12 protein-coding genes and 1 tRNA gene are annotated in these 18,286 nt (G+C 37.0%); 12 read left to right on the forward strand and 1 reads right to left on the reverse strand.

Annotation, left to right across the window (positions count from 1 at the left end):
- Positions 1-203: 203 nt before the first annotated feature.
- The 9 genes from QJV49_RS09830 to glmM all read left to right on the forward strand — a co-directional run bounded on the left by QJV49_RS09830 (position 204) and on the right by glmM (position 12,673).
- On the forward strand, positions 204-485 hold the full coding sequence (locus QJV49_RS09830) for a hypothetical protein (protein WP_225512631.1): 282 nt from the start codon (positions 204-206) through the stop codon (positions 483-485).
- A gap of 158 nt (positions 486-643) precedes the next feature.
- A tRNA-Cys gene (locus tag QJV49_RS09835) sits at positions 644-714 on the forward strand.
- Positions 715-846: 132 nt separating this feature from the next.
- Entirely contained in the window at positions 847-2,811 is a 1,965-nt protein-coding gene (ligA, locus tag QJV49_RS09840) for an NAD-dependent DNA ligase LigA (protein ID WP_225512632.1), read from the forward strand.
- A gap of 151 nt (positions 2,812-2,962) precedes the next feature.
- Positions 2,963-3,991, forward strand: a complete 1,029-nt coding sequence (locus QJV49_RS09845; RefSeq protein ID WP_225512633.1) for a diacylglycerol kinase family lipid kinase — start codon at positions 2,963-2,965, stop codon at positions 3,989-3,991.
- Between the two features lie 149 nt (positions 3,992-4,140).
- Complete coding sequence (locus QJV49_RS09850) at positions 4,141-5,277, forward strand: ABC transporter ATP-binding protein (protein ID WP_003131545.1); 1,137 nt, start codon at positions 4,141-4,143, stop codon at positions 5,275-5,277.
- 307 nt (positions 5,278-5,584) lie between these two features.
- Positions 5,585-9,256 (forward strand): pyruvate:ferredoxin (flavodoxin) oxidoreductase, encoded by a 3,672-nt coding sequence (gene nifJ, locus QJV49_RS09855; protein WP_225512634.1) that lies wholly within the window; start codon positions 5,585-5,587, stop codon positions 9,254-9,256.
- 183 nt (positions 9,257-9,439) lie between these two features.
- The gene (cdaA, locus tag QJV49_RS09860) at positions 9,440-10,318 is read left to right on the forward strand and encodes a diadenylate cyclase CdaA (RefSeq protein WP_003131542.1); all 879 of its coding nucleotides are present in this window, start codon (positions 9,440-9,442) and stop codon (positions 10,316-10,318) included.
- Positions 10,308-11,267 (forward strand): YbbR-like domain-containing protein, encoded by a 960-nt coding sequence (locus QJV49_RS09865; RefSeq protein ID WP_225512635.1) that lies wholly within the window; start codon positions 10,308-10,310, stop codon positions 11,265-11,267. The genes cdaA and QJV49_RS09865 overlap by 11 nt, the downstream gene beginning before the upstream one ends.
- Before the next feature lie 47 nt (positions 11,268-11,314).
- Positions 11,315-12,673: a phosphoglucosamine mutase gene (gene glmM / locus QJV49_RS09870; RefSeq protein ID WP_225512636.1), complete on the forward strand. Its 1,359-nt coding sequence runs from the start codon at positions 11,315-11,317 to the stop codon at positions 12,671-12,673.
- A 76-nt stretch (positions 12,674-12,749) separates the two neighbouring features.
- Here glmM and treR read toward each other — a convergent pair whose 3' ends face one another.
- The gene (treR, locus tag QJV49_RS09875; protein WP_225512637.1) at positions 12,750-13,466 is read right to left on the reverse strand and encodes a trehalose operon repressor; all 717 of its coding nucleotides are present in this window, start codon (positions 13,464-13,466) and stop codon (positions 12,750-12,752) included.
- 110 nt (positions 13,467-13,576) lie between these two features.
- Here treR and QJV49_RS09880 point away from each other — a divergent pair, with 110 nt between their 5' ends.
- The 3 genes from QJV49_RS09880 to QJV49_RS09890 all read left to right on the forward strand — a co-directional run bounded on the left by QJV49_RS09880 (position 13,577) and on the right by QJV49_RS09890 (position 18,141).
- Entirely contained in the window at positions 13,577-14,062 is a 486-nt protein-coding gene (locus tag QJV49_RS09880) for a PTS glucose transporter subunit IIA (RefSeq protein WP_225512638.1), read from the forward strand.
- Positions 14,063-14,198: 136 nt separating this feature from the next.
- Positions 14,199-15,764: a PTS transporter subunit EIIC gene (locus tag QJV49_RS09885; RefSeq protein WP_225512639.1), complete on the forward strand. Its 1,566-nt coding sequence runs from the start codon at positions 14,199-14,201 to the stop codon at positions 15,762-15,764.
- 67 nt (positions 15,765-15,831) lie between these two features.
- Positions 15,832-18,141 (forward strand): glycoside hydrolase family 65 protein, encoded by a 2,310-nt coding sequence (locus QJV49_RS09890; protein ID WP_225512640.1) that lies wholly within the window; start codon positions 15,832-15,834, stop codon positions 18,139-18,141.
- Positions 18,142-18,286: the final 145 nt, after the last annotated feature.

The following is an 18,286-nucleotide window of genomic DNA, read 5'->3' on the forward strand; positions in this document are numbered from 1 at the left end:
GTACGAGAATGTATTTTATTAATTTTTTCACATTATTAATAGCCTTATAAAGTAAAAATATCAGATTATAAGATATTTCATTGTAAAAAACGTTTTCAATTTGAAAAGAAAAAAGATTGAAATTCCAACTAACTTTTGACAAATTTATTCATTTTGCTAAAATATCTTTACTGACTAGTTCATGTGTAACAGAAGGGGGAGTTATGCAAGCAAAATATCGAGGACAGCTTGTAGAAGTCTGGAAAATTTCGCATCGACCAATTCATGAGAGATGGGTTAGGCACGCTTTTGAACAAGGACGCCTTTCATGGAATGAATGGAATAAAAATGTTTTAAACTTTGAGTCAATTTCAGGAGATTTGGCTCTAGTTGGTGATTTTTTGATTCAAAAAGATGGAAGAAGATTTCATGTTGTCAGCAGAGAAAATGTTCAACGGGATTTGTTCTTTATGGACACAGAAGCAAATTTTAAAATTGGGGATTAAAATAGACAAGATTGCTTAGCTCAAGTCATTTTTTATTGGTTTGGAGTTAGCAAATGATTGTTAGAGCCTGTCAGTCTTGACTCAAATGTTTTAACAGGAAGTAGCGTGAGCTCATGCTTGCCATAAATTTATTTTTCCGCTATAATAGTTAATGTTGTGGCGGCGTAGTGAAGTGGTAACACATGGCTCTGCAAAAGCTTAATCGTCGGTTCAAATCCGACCGTCGCCTTAATAAAATAAAGATACTTGCTTGAAAAAGCAAGTTTTTTGTTTCAAATTACATCTTTTTTTTATAGAAAATAGCCTTTTTGATGTGCTTTGGTAATCATACTGACTGGTCTTTTGTGTTAAAATAGGAGCTATGAATATCGAGTCAAAAATTAAAGAGCTTACGGAAAAATTAAACCAGTATGCCTATGAATACTATACTTTAGATGAACCTTCGGTAGAAGACAGTGAGTACGATCGACTCTATCAAGAATTGGTAAAATTGGAAGCTGAAAATCCACAACTAACTAGAGCGGATTCTCCAACGCATCGAACAGGTGGGGTTATTTTAGATGGCTTTGTTAAATTTAGACACCCCTATAATCTTTATAGTTTAGGAGATGTTTTTTCGCGCGAGGAATTGGCGGTTTGGGAAGAACGAGTCCGCAAGGAAATTACTAACCCAGAGTATATTTGTGAATTAAAAATTGACGGTCTTTCTTTGTCTCTTTATTATGAGAATGGGTTACTTGTGACCGCAGCAACTCGAGGCGATGGGACAACGGGGGAGAACATCACAGAAAATGTGAAACGAATTAAAGATGTTCCTTTAAAACTCAAAGATGCTATCGATATTGTTGTTCGTGGTGAAGCTTATCTTCCGCGTAAGAATTTTGCTAAACTCAATAAAGAGCGTGAACTTGAAGGGGCAGCTCCTTTTGCCAATCCAAGAAATGCGGCAGCTGGGACTTTACGTCAACTTGATACGAAAATAGTTGCTAAACGTGGACTTGCAACTTTTCTTTATCAAGAAGCAAGTCCAGCAACTAATGATACTCAAGAAGAAGTTTTAGAATATTTTGAAGAACTTGGTTTCCAAGTCAATCCTGAACGTAAATTTGCTCGGAATATGGATGAAATTTGGGAATTTATTGAAGAGGCAACACGTCTGCGTGATGAACTTCCCTATGATATTGATGGGGTTGTTGTGAAAGTTAATAATCTTGCTGAGCAAGAAGAATTAGGTTTTACGGTTAAAGCTCCACGCTGGGCGATTGCTTATAAATTTCCAGCCGAACAAGCAGAAACAGAAATTTTGTCTGTTGACTGGACCGTCGGGCGAACTGGAGTTGTCACCCCAACGGCAAATATGACCCCAGTTCTTTTAGCACAGACAACGGTTGCTCGAGCAACTTTGCACAATGTGGATTATATTGAAGAGAAGGATATTCGCATTGGTGATCATGTCTTAATTTATAAGGCAGGGGATATTATTCCGAAGGTTGGGAAAGTACTTTTGGACAAAAGGGCAGAAGGTCTTGAATCCTTAAAAATTCCTACAAATTGTCCTGAATGTGGTTCAGAATTGATTCATTTTGAAGATGAAGTGGCTTTGCGCTGTGTGAATCCATTATGTCCGGCCCAAATCCGAGAGAAGTTAATTCATTTTGCTAGTCGTGATGCCATGAATATTGTGGGCTTGGGTCCATCAGTCATTTCTCAGCTTTTTGATAAAAAATTAGTGTCTGATGTCGCTGATTTATACAAATTGACGATTGAAGATCTACTAACATTGGACAAGGTCAAAGAAACTTTAGCTCAAAAAATTGTATCAGCAATTGCACAAAGTCGCGAAAATTCAGCAGAAAAATTATTATTTGGTTTAGGAATTCGTCATGTTGGTGGTAAAGCAGCTAAATTACTTTTGGAACGTTTTGCTAATCTTCGAGCGCTTTCGAAAGCAACTGAGGAAGAAATTTCTGAAATTCCGTCTTTAGGTGGCGTGATTGCTACGGCTGTCGTTTCTTATTTTGAAACTGACGGAGCAAAAATTTTACTGGATGAACTTGAAAATGCTGGTTTAAATTTTGATTATTTAGGCGCTGTTAATGTTGAAGGGTTATTATCAGGTAAGACAGTTGTCTTAACTGGTAAATTGACGACTTTGAAGCGCTCAGAAGCAAAAGAAAAATTGGAAGCGTTGGGAGCAAATGTTTCTGGTTCTGTTTCTAAGAAAACTGATTTGGTAGTCGCCGGTGAAGAAGCGGGTAGCAAACTGACAAAAGCTCAAGACTTAGGAATTGAAATTTGGTCAGAGCAAGATTTGCTTGATTTATAAACTAATTTGTATTGAAAATTACTGACAGACTTTAGTGAGAGCGTAATTTACTGACAGAAATTTGAACCTTGGTTCAATTGATTTGCTCACTCTTTTGATAGTCTGTCAGTAAATTATTTTTAAGAATGGATGAGAGAAGGTTTCGGAGAAAATGATGAAAGCGAGATTGATTTATAATCCGACATCGGGTCAAGAAATTATAAAAAAACATATTGCAGATATCTTGGATAAATTAGAGCAATATGGTTATGAGGCCAGTGCTTATCAAACCACAGCGGAACAAGATTCTGCAAAAAAAGAGGCGGCAAGGGCAACGGAAGCGGGCTTTGATTTAATCATTGCGGCAGGTGGTGATGGCACTATTAACGAGGTTGTAGCTGGAATTTCTCCATTTGAGAACCGCCCTCGTTTAGCGATAGTTCCAACTGGCACGACAAACGATTTCGCTAGAGCTTTAAAAATTCCAAGAGGAAAACCACTTGAAGCGATAGAAATCATTGGTAAAAACCAAATCCTAAATATTGATGTCGGTCATGCCGTTATTAAAGAAACACAAGATGAGCAATATTTTATTAATATCGCTGCTGGAGGAGGGCTGACAGAACTAACTTACAGTGTTCCCAGTCATCTAAAAACGGCGTTTGGTTATTTGGCCTATTTGGCAAAAGGTGCAGAACTTTTGCCTCGTGTTCGTAAAGCGCCAGTCCGTGTTGTTCATGATGAAGGCGTTTTTGAAGGTGACATTTCAATGTTCTTTGCCGCTCTTACTAATTCAGTTGGTGGCTTTGAAAAAATTGCACCTGATGCTAAATTAGATGATGGACTTTTCACACTTATTTTGGTGAAAACAGATAATCTATTTGAGCTCATTGCTTTACTTGCCATTGTAGCAAATGGAAAACATTTGGATGATGTTAATTTAGAATACATTAAAACGAGTAAAATAGAAATTGAAGCCTTAGGTGGTCAAAAAATTCTCCTTAATTTGGACGGAGAATATGGTGGAGATGCTCCAGTTCGATTTGATAACCTCAAAGGACATTTGGATATGTATGTAAATCTGGATGAAATCAATGATGATCACTATATTGGTGATGAAGAAACATTGGCTTTGGAGGCAGTTGCACAAAAATTTGCTGAAGAGGCAAATAAAATTAAAGACGAAGATGATGAAGTTTAAAGAGTTATTGACAGATTTGTCAGTAACTTTTTTAGTCTGTCAGTAAAATGTGCAACCTGTACAATAAAATTAGGCAGCTCACTGATTGTAAATGGAAAACGGTTACAGTAAAATGATATTAAAGAACAAATGTTATTAGAGGAGAAAAAATGACAACACTCAGTTTAGACAAAATTTACAAAAAATATCCCAATGCGACGCAATACGCAGTTGAAGATTTCAACATTGATATCAAAGATAAAGAATTTATTGTATTCGTTGGTCCTTCAGGTTGTGGTAAATCTACAACATTGAGAATGGTTGCTGGTCTTGAAGATATTACTGAAGGTGAATTTAAAATTGACGGAAAAATCATGAATGATGTGGCACCAAAAGACCGTGACATTGCCATGGTTTTCCAAAACTATGCCCTTTATCCACATATGACTGTTTTTGATAACATGGCCTTTGGTTTGAAACTGCGTAAGTTCAAAAAAGATGAAATTAAACGTCGTGTTGAAGAAGCTGGGACAATTCTTGGACTTTCTGATTTGCTTGACCGTAAACCTGCTGACTTATCAGGTGGGCAACGTCAACGGGTGGCAATGGGACGTGCGATTGTCCGTGATGCCAAAGTTTTCCTCATGGATGAACCTTTGTCAAACTTGGATGCTAAACTTCGTGTTTCAATGCGTACAGAAATTGCAAAAATTCACCGTCGAATTGGTGCGACAACAATCTATGTAACCCATGACCAAACTGAAGCGATGACTCTTGCTGACCGTATTGTTATTATGTCATCATCACCAAACTCTGATAAAACAGGGACAGTTGGTCGTGTTGAACAAATCGGAACACCACAAGAGCTTTATAATGAACCTGCTAATAAATTTGTTGCTGGTTTTATCGGTAGTCCAGCGATGAACTTCTTTAATGTCAAAGTTGCTTCTGGAAAATTAACAAATAATGAAGGTTTGAATATGGACCTTCCAGAAGGAAAAGCAAAATTGCTTAAAGAACAAGGTTATGAAGGAAAAGAAGTGATTCTTGGAATTCGTCCAGAAGACATTCAAGCAAGCAATTTGGCACAACAAGCCTATCCAAATCAAACAATTGAAGCTGAAGTTGTCGTTTCTGAACTTCTTGGAGCAGAAACTATGCTTTATCTTAGAGCTGGTTCAACTGAATTTGTTTCTCGTGTTGAAGCGCGTGATTTCCGCAATCCAGGAGAAAAAATTACAGTGGCTTTGAACCTAAACAAATCACATTTCTTTGATGCTCAAACTGAACATCGCATCATTGATTAAAATTTACGCCCTCTTATCTCTAAAGATTCTGTCATTAATTGATAGAATCTTTTTTAGTTTGTAAGTGAAAAAATTACTGATAGGTCTTGTAAATAAAGGCTTTTCAACGATAATGTCAAAGATAATTGACACTAAGCAGCTTCAACTTTTCAGGCTTAAAATGCTAAAATTAACTTAGTCAAAATAATATTATTAGGAAAGCTCTCGTCTTTTTCGATTTAGTACTAAATCACATAAAGAACACCGACACCCCTCTTTATGCCGTAAAAATGTCGAATAAATGCTCTCCTGAGAAGGTTTGAAAAAAATGAAAAAAACAATGGACGGAAACATGGCGGCAGCACATATTGCTTACGCCTTTTCAGAAATTGCCGTAATTTATCCAATTACCCCAAGTTCACCAATGGCAGATTATACTGACGCGTGGTCAGTTGCTGGTCGTAAAAATATCTGGGGCTCAACAGTAAAAATTACAGAACTACAATCAGAAGCCGGTGCAGCAGGTGCCATGCACGGTGTTCTTAAAGCAGGAGGGCTTGCGACAACATATACCGCTTCGCAAGGGCTCCTTTTAATGCTTCCAAATATGTATAAAATGGCTGGGGAACTCTTGCCAGCAGTTATTCATGTCGCAGCTCGTGCCGTAGCGACTGGGGCGCTTAATATTTTTGGAGACCAGTCTGATGTAATGTCAGCTAGAACAACTGGGTTTGCCATGTTAGCAGAGTCATCTGTTCAAGAAGTGATGGACTTGTCAGCAGTTGCCCACTTAGCAACACTTGAAGGTTCAGTTCCTTTCTTGAATTTCTTTGACGGTTTTAGAACTTCTCATGAAATTCAAAAAATTGACGTAATTGATTATCAAGATTTATTACCAATGATTAATCAAGAAAAATTAGCTGATTTTCGTGACCGTGCAATGAACCCGGACCATCCTACTGTTTCAGGGACAAATCAAAATGCAGATATCTATTTCCAACAAAGAGAAACGGTCAATTCTTACTATGAAGCTCTTCCTGAAATCGTTCAAAAGTATATGGGAAAAATCAATAAACTTCGTGGGACAGATTATGATTTAGTCAATTATTATGGCGCACCCGATGCGACAGAAGTTATTGTTTCTATGGGTTCTGTTGCTGGGACAATTGAGCAAACAGTTGATTATTTAAATGGACAAGGCCGAAAAGTTGGCTTTATCAATGTCCACTTATACCGTCCGTTTCCCCTGGAAAACTTTCTTGAAAAATTACCAAAGACAGTCAAATCAGTAGCGGTCTTAGACCGTACAAAAGAATCTGGTTCAAATGGAGAACCCCTTTTTCTGGATGTTCAATCAGCCTTATTCAATTCTAATGTTAAACAAGTGATTGGTGGCCGTTATGGAATTGGAGGAAAAGATACTCGTCCAGAACATATTGTCAGTGTTTTTGATGAATTAGTCAAAGCTCAACCAAAACGTATTTTTACAATCGGAATTAATGATGATGTTACAAACTTGTCTCTGACAAATTCAACAGTTCTTGATTTAACACCAGCAGATACATTTCAAGCAAAATTTTGGGGCTTTGGATCAGATGGAACAGTTGGCGCCAATAAAGCAGCAATCAAAATTATTGGTGACCATACTGATAAATATGTTCAAGCCGCTTTTGAATATGATTCAAAAAAATCAGGTGGTTTAACCATTTCACATTTACGTTTTGGGGATTCTCCAATTACTTCTGAATATATGACAGCTACACTTGATTTTGTTGCTTGTCACAACATGACCTATGTACGTAAATATAACTTGACCAAAGGCTTGAAAACCGGAGGCCTATTTTTATTAAACACAAGCTGGAATTTAGAACAACTTTCAAAAAATCTTCCGAGTGAAATGAAGAAATTCATTGCCGAAAATCAAATTCGATTTTATACGATTGATGCCATGAAAATTGCCCATGAAACTGGAATGGAACGTAGAATTAATACGATTATGCAGGTCGCCTTTTTCAAATTGGCTCATGTTATGCCTTTTGATGAAGCCTACGAGATTTTGAAAAAAGATGCTCAAAAATACGCGAAGAAATCACCAACCATTGTTGAACAAAATTTGAATGCAATGGCACTTGCTTTGAATGGCTTGCATGAAGTAGATGTTCCAGAAAGCTGGGCTGAAACTCAAGAGGAAAAAACGAAAGTTCTTACGACAGAAAGTTCTCGTAAAAAATATGTTTTTGAAATTGTAAATAAAACCAACGCCTTTGAAGGTGATGAACTTTCGGTACAAACCTTAGTCGATAACAAAATGACTTTTGGTGATGAACCATTGGGAACAAGTGCTTCTGAAAAAAGAGGGATTGCCTTAGAAATTCCTGAATGGAATGCCCAAGCTTGTATTCAATGTAATGAATGTTCATTTGTTTGTCCACATGCTGCCATCAGACCATTTTTAGTCGACGAGGATGAATGGAATCAAGCGCCAGAAGGTTTCCATGTTATGGATTATAAAGGATCTGACGGCTTAAAATATCGGATTCAGGTTTCTGTTGAAGACTGTACAGGTTGTGGATTATGTGTTGAAGCCTGTCCTAAAAAGGGTGAAGCTTTAAAAATGATTCCTTATGAGGGACAAGAAAAAGAATCTGTCAATTGGGCTTTTGCACAAACCCTTAAAACAAAAAAAAATCCAGCTCGTCCAGGTACAATTGCCGCTAGCCAATTTGAAAAACCACTTTTTGAATTTTCAGGAGCATGCTCAGGCTGTGGTGAAACACCATATATTAAATTATTGACACAAATGTTTGGTGACCGAATGATGATTTCCAATGCAACTGGCTGTTCAGCCATTTATGGTGGAACACAAGCAACGCCATATACAACAAATGAGCTTGAACAAGGCCCTGCATGGTCAAACTCACTCTTTGAAGATAATGCGGAATATGGTTACGGAATGTGGTTAGCTTCTCAAAGTAGACGCCAAAAATTAGCAGCCCAAGTTCTTGAAGCCTTACCAGAAATGTCAGATGATTTGCAAAAATTGGCGAAAGACTGGGTAGAACACTTAGAAGATTCAGAAGGAACACGAGCAAGAGCCGAAAAAATGAAGGGAATGCTTGCTTCTGAACACTTCAACTCAGCTAAGTTGGATGAAATATATAAACAAAAAGATCAATTTGTAAAACCAACCCAATGGATATTTGGTGGAGATGGTTGGGCCTATGATATTGGTTTTGGCGGTTTAGACCATATTGTAGCTTCAGGTGCTGACGTCAATATCTTAGTTATGGACAACGAAGTCTACGCTAATACAGGGGGACAAGTTTCTAAAGCAACTCCAGCTTCAGCCATTGCACAATTTGCTGCTGGCGGTAAATCTAATACGAAAAAAGATTTAGGAGCGATGTTGATGACCTACGGAGATGTTTATGTGGCTCAGATTGCTTCTGGAGCAAACATGATGCAAACAATCCGAGCCTTTGATGAAGCTGAAAAATTTAAAGGCCCATCAGTCATTATTGCTTATACTCCATGTATTTCACATGGTTTATACGGAGGAATACATTTAGCACTTGATGAAGCAAAAGAAGCCGTGAATTCTGGTTACTGGCAACTTTATCGCTATAATCCTCTTCTTGAAGATTTGGGTAAAAATCCGATGATACTTGATTTCAAAAAACCTGATTTTAGTAAAGTTAGAGATTTCTTATTGACACAATCTCGTTTTGGTAATCTATTAAAAGTTGATGCTGAACATGCAGAAAGTTTGTATGCTAAAGCTGCCAAAGATTCTCGTAAACGATTTATGCGTTATGCTAGAACATCAGGAGATTTAGATAAGTATTTAGAACGTGAAGCAAAAGCACTGGCGAAAAAGAATCCTGAATCAGAGGGAACTATAGAAGCTACTCTGCCAAAAGAACGTAAGAAACGTCCAGTTGATCCTGAGCGTGAGGCGAGACGAGCTGCTCGTAAAGCAGAACGTGAGGCTAAAAAATAATAGGCTCTTACTAATGAAAAATTACTGACAGAATTTTTGTCAGTAATTTTTTATTCTCGTAAGCTAAAAATTACAGAAAGATTAAGGGGATAAGAACAAGATGATAAATCTTTATTTGGGAATAAAGCAGTTCACTTAAAATTTTGGTATAATTAGACTAACAATATAAAAGGAGGGGGACTTTTGACCGACTTCAATCAATTTTTTAACCTTGAGTTTTGGCAAAAGATTTTTGAATTGAATGAATCACCTCTGCGAATTGCTATTGCAATATTAGACATTGCAATTATCAGTTTTTTCCTTTATCAAGCAATTAGGTTTGTACAAGGAACAAAATTAATGACGCTTGTTCGTGGTGTGATTATTTTCATTTTTATCAGAATTATTGCCGGACTTATTGGACTTACAACAGTTGAGTGGTTACTCAACCAAGTTATTACCTATGGGGTTATCGCCGGAGTTATCATTTTTCAGCCTGAAATTAGGCGAGCGCTTGAAAGCTTAGGAAGAACAACCACATTATTTACACCAACGAGAAAAAGTAGCCCTGATGGGCATATTTCAGCTTACGAGAAATCTTTTGCTTACATGTCTGAGCGAAAAATTGGCGCTTTGATTGCGATTGAGCAAGGGCAAAATTTAAATGAATTTGTAAGTACAGGGATTCGTTTAGATGCGGATATTACTAGTGAATTACTTATTAATATTTTCATTCCAAATACACCTTTGCACGATGGCGCGGTCATTGTTCAGGGAAATAAAATCGCTGTAACCTCTGCCTATCTTCCTTTGACCGAAAAATCGGGGATTTCAAAACAATTCGGGACTAGACACCGTGCTGCAATTGGACTTTCTGAAGTCTCAGATGCTTTAATTTTAGTGGTTTCCGAAGAAACTGGTGGAATTTCAATTGCTCACAATGGAGAATTTTTCGCGGATATTTCTAAAGAAAAATTCCATGATATTCTAGTGGCCATTTTGGTTCCTAAAGTTGAAAAAAATGAAAAAGGAACAGGGAAGAATAGAAAAAATAAAGCAGGAGGAAAGAAAAATGGCAAATAAATTTTTTAATTCCAAAACATTTTATATCCTTGCCTCTGTTTTCTTTGCGATTGTCCTTTTCTTTAATGCTAATGCAACATCCATCCGTAATCAGGGAACTAATCAGTCTGGAGAAGTTTACACAGCCACAATTAATAACGTTCCAGTAGAATTAAAATATAATTCTAATAAATATTTCGTTAGTGGTTATAACAGCACTGCGACGGTTCATCTTTCTGGATATAATCGCTTGTCTATCACTAATGAAGAAAATTCGGATACAAGAAATTTCTTTTTAAGTGTTGATTTGACCAAACTAAAAACAGGAAAATTTGATGTACCAATTCGGATTGAACAACTGCCTGGCGGAGTAACGGCAACGATTGAACCTAAAACAATGAATATCACTTTAGAAGACAAAGTAAAGAAAGAATTTGAAGTAACACCAAAAGCTGATTCAACTCAATTGCCAGAAGGTTTTACAATTGATTCACTTTCAGTGAGTGATGAAAAGGTAAAAGTGACTGCCGGGGAAGAGAGCATCAAAAAAATTCAAGCAATTGAAGCTGCTTTACCAAATGATGTTAATTTAAATGAAAATTATTCAGGCACAGTCACTCTTCATGCCGTAGACAGCACAGGTAAAATTCTGCCAGCACAAATTGAACCTTCAACGACTCATTTGAAAGTTGTAGTAAACAAATTAACTAAAGATGTGCCGGTTAAAGTGACACAAAAAGGAACGCTTGATAAGACTTTATCATCCATTAAGACAAAAGTATCTGATAAAACAGTTACTCTTTCAGGAGAAAAAAGTGCTTTAGAAGCAATCAACGAGGTTGAAGCATCAGTGGATATCTCTGGAGTTGTAAAAGAAACGAAAGTAACTGTTCCTATACGTGCAACAGGAGTAAGTGCTGATCCACAAGAAGTTGAAGTAACATTAACGCCTGTAAAAATAGGTGGATAAATTTTCAGAGTCAAATAAAAAAATAATAAAAATGGAGACAAGAAAAAATGGGTAAATATTTCGGAACAGACGGTGTTCGCGGGGAAGCAAATGTTGAATTAACGCCGGAGATGGCTTTTAAACTTGGTCGTTTTGGTGGCTATGTCCTTAGTCAACATGAATTAGGTACACCAAAAGTTTATGTTGGTCGCGATACACGAATTTCTGGACAAATGCTTGCGAGCAGTTTGATTTCAGGACTTTTGTCTGTTGGGATTGAAGTTTATGATTTAGGAGTCATTGCAACACCAGGTGTAGCATATTTAGTTAAAAAAGATGGGGCCTCTGCTGGGGTTATGATTTCAGCGAGCCATAATCCAGCACTTGATAATGGAATTAAATTCTTTGGTGGAGATGGTTATAAATTAGAGGATGAAAAAGAGCTTGAAATTGAAGCATTGATTGATGCTAAAGAGGACACATTGCCACGCCCGTCTGCTCAAGGCTTAGGAATGCTGCATGACTATATCGAAGGGGTTCGTAAATATCAAGCTTTCTTAAAAACAACAGCAGAAGGGAACTTTGAAGGTTACAATGTGGTTCTTGATACAGCTAATGGTGCAGCTTACACTTCTGCTCGTGCTGTTTTTGCTGATTTAGAAGCGAATTTGACAGTTATTGGTGAAAATCCTGATGGACTCAATATCAATGTAAAAGTAGGATCAACTCATCCTGAAGCGATGGCTAAAAAAGTTGTTGAAACAGGAAGTGACCTCGGACTTGCCTTTGACGGTGATGCTGACCGCCTGATTGCCGTTGATGAAAATGGAGAAATTGTTGATGGCGATAAAATTATGTTTATCGTTGGGAAATATCTTCTTGGACAAGGAAAATTGGCTCAAGATACGCTAGTAACAACTGTGATGTCTAATCTTGGATTCCATTTAGCGCTTGAAGAAGCAGGAATTAATTCAGTGATTACAGCGGTTGGTGACCGTTATGTTGTTGAAGAAATGAAGAAAAATAATTACAACTTCGGTGGTGAACAATCGGGTCATATGATTTTCCTTGATTACAACACAACAGGAGATGGGCAGCTTTCAGCCATTCAATTGTTGAAAGTAATGCGTGAAACTGGCAAATCTTTATCCGAGTTAGCAAGTGAAGTTACGATTTATCCTCAAAAACTAGTTAACGTTCGAGTAAAAGATAATGCAGCCAAAAAATCAGCAATGGATGTGCCAGCGATTCAAAAAGTAATTTCAGAAATGGAAACTTCAATGAATGGGAAAGGTCGTATTTTAGTTCGGCCTTCAGGAACTGAACCACTCTTGCGCGTCATGGCTGAAGCGCCAACTCATGAAGAGGTCAATCATGTTGTAGATACCATTGTTGAAGTTGTTGAAGCAGAAATTGGTGTAAAATAAAGAAAAAAAGCAAGAACTGATTTTGTTCTTGCTTTTTATTATCAAGTAAAAACTCTCCTTATTGGGAGAGCTTTTTTTATCTTTTTTGTCGTCTAGCGAATTCTGTGAAACGAAAGCGGTCGACTTGATGCCGAGATTCAGTATATTGAAAAAGAGTATTATCAGCAAGGTAAACATGAGATTTGACAGAAACGACATGATGATCTTTGGGATTTAAATCAAGATATTTAAAGTCGTCTTCACAAGCAAAATCAATCGTGACTTCCTTTTGAGCATAGGCAATGTCAAGGCCTAAATGATCTTCTAAGTAATCATAGGTTGAGATTTTAGCATGTTCTGGTCTTAGACCTGCGGCATATTTTTCTAAAAATAAATCCCAATCTAAAATTGAAAATTTACCATCTACCTTGCGTCTTCTGAGAATACTTAAGGCGTGTTCACCGACGGCAAAACCAGTTGTTTCCGAAAGTTTTGGGTTAATTTCAAGTCTTTCAAAGCGAATAACCTCAGTTTCACTATGGAAACCCATAGAGGTTTGTAGTTCTTTGTATGAAGTTAAGCCAGAGATAGGGAAAAGGAGCCTATCGTGAGCGAGGACAATGCTACCATAGCCATGTCGTCTTTGAATAAGCCCTTTTTCTTCTAAAATTTTTAAAGCTTGTCTCACTGTTGAACGACTACTCTCGTAGATGACAGAGAGCTCATTTTCACTTGGAAGAATATCGTTCGTTTTATAGATATCGTTAAAAATCTTTTTTTCTAAATCTTGCAAAATCACTTCATATTTCTTCATACTTTATATTTTATCACAAAAATAATTGTTACCGCTTGCTGAAAACGTTTTTATGTGATACAATGATTTTGTTAACTTGTACGTACAACTTCGAAAGATAGGAGATTCTTATGTTTGGAATAGGAAAAAAGAAAGAGTTGAAAGATGATAAAGGGCTATATAATCCAGTTTCTGGAGAAGTTATTGAACTTTCAAAAGTAAACGATCCGGTATTTTCAAAGAAAATAATGGGTAATGGTTTTGCAGTTGAGCCCAAAGAAAATAAAATTTTTGCTCCAGTTTCTGCAAAAGTAACTTTGGTTCAGGGACATGCAATTGGTTTTAAACGTGCTGATGGCTTAGATATTCTTTTACATCTCGGTATTGATACAGTAGCTCTTAAAGGAGTACCATTTAAAATTAAAGTTAAAGTGGATGATATTGTTAATGGAGGTGATGAGCTAGGGACTGTTGATTGGGTGCAGATTGAATCTGCTGGTTTGGATAAAACGACAATGGTTATTTTTACAAATACTAAAGACGCTTTATCTGGCTTTGAGGTTAAATATGGTTTAGCCAATGCACGTGATCAATTGGGGCAGGCAAGTGTTAAGTAAGTAAAAATATCAACCAATAAATTTATAGCGCAAAGTTGACGGGAACTTTGGATATAAATTTTGTGACTATTAAACTCGTCAATTATTATTTTATATTATGAAATGCTTCATAGATAATGAAGCAAAAGGAGAACTTATGGCAAATTATTCACAACTTGCGACTGATATTATCGCAAATGTAGGTGGCGCTGAGAATGTCACAAAAGTTATTCATTGTATCACACGTCTTCGTTTTACTTTAAAAGATAAAGATCGAGCTGATACAGCGGCGATTGAAGCCTTGCCTGGTGTGGCTGGCGCCGTTTATAATTCAAACTTGAATCAATATCAAGTGGTTATTGGACAAGCGGTTGAGGATGTTTATGATGAAGTTGTTGAACAACTTGGTGATTCAGTAGTTGATGATGATGCAACGGCACAAGCAGTCGCTGCAACAGCACCAGCTAATGGTAAAAAACAAAATCCGATTGTTCACGCTTTCCAAGTGGTCATTGGAACAATTACTGGGTCAATGATTCCTATTATTGGTTTACTTGCAGCTGGTGGGATGATTAATGGTTTACTTAGTATCTTTGTTAAGGGGAATCGCTTAATCGAAGTGATTGATCCTGCAAGTTCAACTTATGTCATTATATCAACACTAGCAATGACACCCTTTTACTTCTTACCTGTTTTGGTTGGTTTCTCAGCGGCAAAACAATTGGCACCTAAAGATACTGTTTTACAATTTATTGGTGCTGCAGTCGGCGGATTTATGATTAATCCAGGAATAACCAACTTGGTTAATGCGCATGTTGGAACAAATGCGGCAGGTAAAAATGTTGTTGTCGAAGCAGCTGCTCCTGTTGCAAATTTCCTTGGAGTAACTTTCAATACAAGTTATTTTGGAATTCCAGTTGCTTTGCCAAGCTATGCTTATACAATCTTCCCAATCATCGTAGCGGTGGCAATTGCTAAACCACTGAATGCTTGGTTGAAAAAAGTTTTACCACTTGCCTTGCGTCCAATTTTCCAACCAATGATTACTTTCTTCATCACTGCATCAATTGTTTTACTTCTGGTAGGTCCAGTTATTTCTACAATTTCTTCTGGATTGTCATTTGTGATTGATCATATTTTGTCACTGAATTTAGGAATTGCAAGTATCATTGTTGGTGGTTTGTATCAATGTTTGGTTATCTTTGGCTTGCATTGGTTGGTTGTACCACTTATTTCACAAGAATTGGCAGCTACTGGAGCAAGTTCACTCAATATGATCGTTTCTTTCACAATGCTCGCTCAAGGGGTTGGTGCCTTGACTGTCTTCTTTAAATCTAAAAAAGCAGACCTTAAAGGACTTTCTGCTCCAGCCGCAATTTCAGCATTTTGTGGGGTAACTGAACCGGCAATGTATGGGATTAATTTGAAATATGTGCGTGTCTTTATCATGTCTTCAATTGGTGCCGCGATTGGTGCAGGTGTTGCTGGATTTGGCGGATTACAAATGTTTGGATTCTCAGGTTCTTTGATTGGTTTCCCTAACTTTATTTCTAATCCTTTAACACATCACGCTCCTGCGGGTAACTTAATGCTCTTCTGGATCGCAACTGGAGTATGTGCGGTTGCAACTTTCCTATTGGTTTGGTTCTTTGGTTATAAAGATACAGATGTAATGGGAGAGGGCGTTGAACAAAAAAATGCGTTTAAAGATGCAGTTAAATAATTAATAAACTCAGTTGGAGGCAGCGCTGATAAATTCTGCTTCCTTTAGTTTTATATGAGGGGGAGAAATGACTGAAAAAGATTGGATAATCCAATATGATAAAAAAGAAGTAGGGAAACGCTCTTATGGTCAAGAATCTTTAATGTCATTGGGAAATGGTTATTTAGGGCTTCGAGGAGCGCCTTTATGGTCAACTTGTTCTGACAATCATTATCCTGGCTTGTATGTAGCTGGTGTTTTCAACCAGACCAGTACAGAAGTCGCAGGACATGATGTCATTAATGAAGATTTGGTAAATTGGCCAAATCCTCAATTAATAAAAGTATATATTGATGGTGAATTGGTTGATTTTGAAGCGTCAGTTGAAAAGCAAGCTACAATTGATTTTAAAAATGCTTTGCAAATTGAACGTTATCAGGTGAAATTGGCCAAAGGAAATTTGACTTTAGTAACAACAAAGTTTGTAGATCCGATTAATTTTCATGATTTTGGTTTTGTTGGTGAAATTATTGCTGACTTCTCTTGTAAATTAAGAATTGAAACTTTTACTGATGGCTCAGTTTTAAATCAAAATGTTGAACGTTATCGGGCTTTTGATAGTAAAGAATTTGAAGTAACAAAAATTTCCAAAGGACTTTTGGTTGCTAAAACAAGAACAAGTGAAATTGAACTTGCAATTGCTTCTAAATCATTTTTGAATGGATTGGCTTTCCAAAAAATAGATTCTGAGAATGATGAGATTTTAGCAGAAGCAATTGAAATTGACTTACAAAAAAATCAAGAAGTTCAGTTTGACAAAACGATTGTCATTGCAAGTTCTTATGAAAGTAAAAATCCTGTTGAGTTTGTACTGACAGAGCTGTCAGCAACTTCTGTCAATAAAATTCAAGAAAATAATGCGAATTATTGGGAAAAAGTTTGGTCAGATGCCGATATTGTTATCAAATCAGACCATGAAGATTTACAAAGAATGGTCAGGATGAACATTTTCCATATTCGTCAAGCGGCACAGCATGGTGCTAACCAGTTTTTAGATGCATCAGTAGGTTCACGTGGCTTGACTGGTGAAGGTTATCGGGGCCATATCTTCTGGGATGAAATTTTTGTTCTTCCTTACTATGCGGCTAATGAGCCAGAAACAGCGCGTGATTTGCTTTTGTACCGAATCAATCGATTGACCGCAGCGCAGGAAAATGCGAAGGTTGATGGAGAAAAAGGAGCTATGTTTCCTTGGCAGTCCGGCTTAATTGGTGATGAACAATCGCAATTTGTTCATTTGAATACAGTAAATAATGAATGGGAACCAGATAATAGCCGGCGTCAAAGACATGTTAGTTTAGCCATTGTATATAATTTATGGATTTACTCACAACTGACAGAAGATGAAAGCATTTTGACTGACGGTGGTTTAGATTTAATCATTGAAACGACAAAGTTTTGGTTAAATAAAGCCGAATTAGGAGATGACGGCCGTTATCATATTGATGGGGTCATGGGACCTGATGAATATCATGAGGCCTATCCTGGGCAAGAAGGGGGAATCTGTGATAATGCCTATACTAATTTAATGCTCACTTGGCAATTAAATTGGCTGACAGAATTATCAGAAAAAGGATTTGAAATTCCTAAGGAATTACTTGAAAAAGCTCAAAAAGTTCGGAAAAAACTGTATCTAGATATTGATGAAAACGGTGTGATTGCGCAATATGCTAAATATTTTGAACTTAAGGAAGTGGACTTTGCAGCTTATGAAGCAAAATATGGGGATATTCATCGGATTGACCGTTTGATGAAGGCCGAAGGCATTTCACCTGATGAATATCAAGTGGCTAAACAGGCTGATACACTGATGTTAATCTACAATTTGGGTCAGGAGCATGTGACTAAGTTGGTCAAACAATTGGCCTATGAGCTGCCCGAAAATTGGTTGAAAGTCAATCGTGATTATTATCTTGCAAGGACTGTTCACGGTTCAACGACTTCACGTCCTGTTTTTGCTGGGATTGATGTGAAATTAGGTGATTTTGATGAAGCACTTGATTTCTTGATTACAGCAATTGGCAGTGATTATTATGATATTCAAGGGGGAACAACGGCTGAAGGGGTTCATATTGGGGTCATGGGCGAAACGCTTGAGGTGATTCAAAATGAATTTGCGGGTCTGAGTCTGCGAGATGGCCAATTTGCAATTGCTCCTTATTTGCCAAAAAGCTGGACAAAATTGAAATTTAATCAAATTTTTAGAGGAACTAAAGTTGAAATTTTGATTGAAAATGGACAATTATTACTGACAGCCTCGGCAGATTTACTGACCAAAGTCTATGATGATAAGGTTCAATTAAAAGCCGGAGTGCAGACTAAATTTGATTTAAAATAAATGGTTTAACTCTTAATAAAGTTTTGATACAAAGATTTACAATTATTTTTTAATAAAAAAGTTACTGACAGAATTTCTGTCAGTAATTTTGGAAAGTCATTGCTTAAAAATATATTTTTAAAATGACGAGAAAGAAGGTAAAAAG

This window comes from Lactococcus sp. NH2-7C (assembly GCF_029953655.1).
Taxonomy (GTDB): Bacteria; Bacillota; Bacilli; order Lactobacillales; family Streptococcaceae; genus Lactococcus; species Lactococcus lactis.

What these genes read in the sequence shown, in the direction of transcription:
- QJV49_RS09830 (WP_225512631.1), top strand. Translation starts at nt 204, where the DNA reads ATGCAAGCAAAATATCGAGGACAGCTTGTAGAAGTCTGGAAAATTTCG.
- ligA (WP_225512632.1), top strand. Translation starts at nt 847, where the DNA reads ATGAATATCGAGTCAAAAATTAAAGAGCTTACGGAAAAATTAAACCAG.
- QJV49_RS09845 (WP_225512633.1), top strand. Translation starts at nt 2,963, where the DNA reads ATGATGAAAGCGAGATTGATTTATAATCCGACATCGGGTCAAGAAATT.
- QJV49_RS09850 (WP_003131545.1), top strand. Translation starts at nt 4,141, where the DNA reads ATGACAACACTCAGTTTAGACAAAATTTACAAAAAATATCCCAATGCG.
- nifJ (WP_225512634.1), top strand. Translation starts at nt 5,585, where the DNA reads ATGAAAAAAACAATGGACGGAAACATGGCGGCAGCACATATTGCTTAC.
- QJV49_RS09865 (WP_225512635.1), top strand. Translation starts at nt 10,308, where the DNA reads ATGGCAAATAAATTTTTTAATTCCAAAACATTTTATATCCTTGCCTCT.
- glmM (WP_225512636.1), top strand. Translation starts at nt 11,315, where the DNA reads ATGGGTAAATATTTCGGAACAGACGGTGTTCGCGGGGAAGCAAATGTT.
- treR (WP_225512637.1), bottom strand. Translation starts at nt 13,466, where the DNA reads ATGAAGAAATATGAAGTGATTTTGCAAGATTTAGAAAAAAAGATTTTT.
- QJV49_RS09880 (WP_225512638.1), top strand. Translation starts at nt 13,577, where the DNA reads ATGTTTGGAATAGGAAAAAAGAAAGAGTTGAAAGATGATAAAGGGCTA.
- QJV49_RS09885 (WP_225512639.1), top strand. Translation starts at nt 14,199, where the DNA reads ATGGCAAATTATTCACAACTTGCGACTGATATTATCGCAAATGTAGGT.
- QJV49_RS09890 (WP_225512640.1), top strand. Translation starts at nt 15,832, where the DNA reads ATGACTGAAAAAGATTGGATAATCCAATATGATAAAAAAGAAGTAGGG.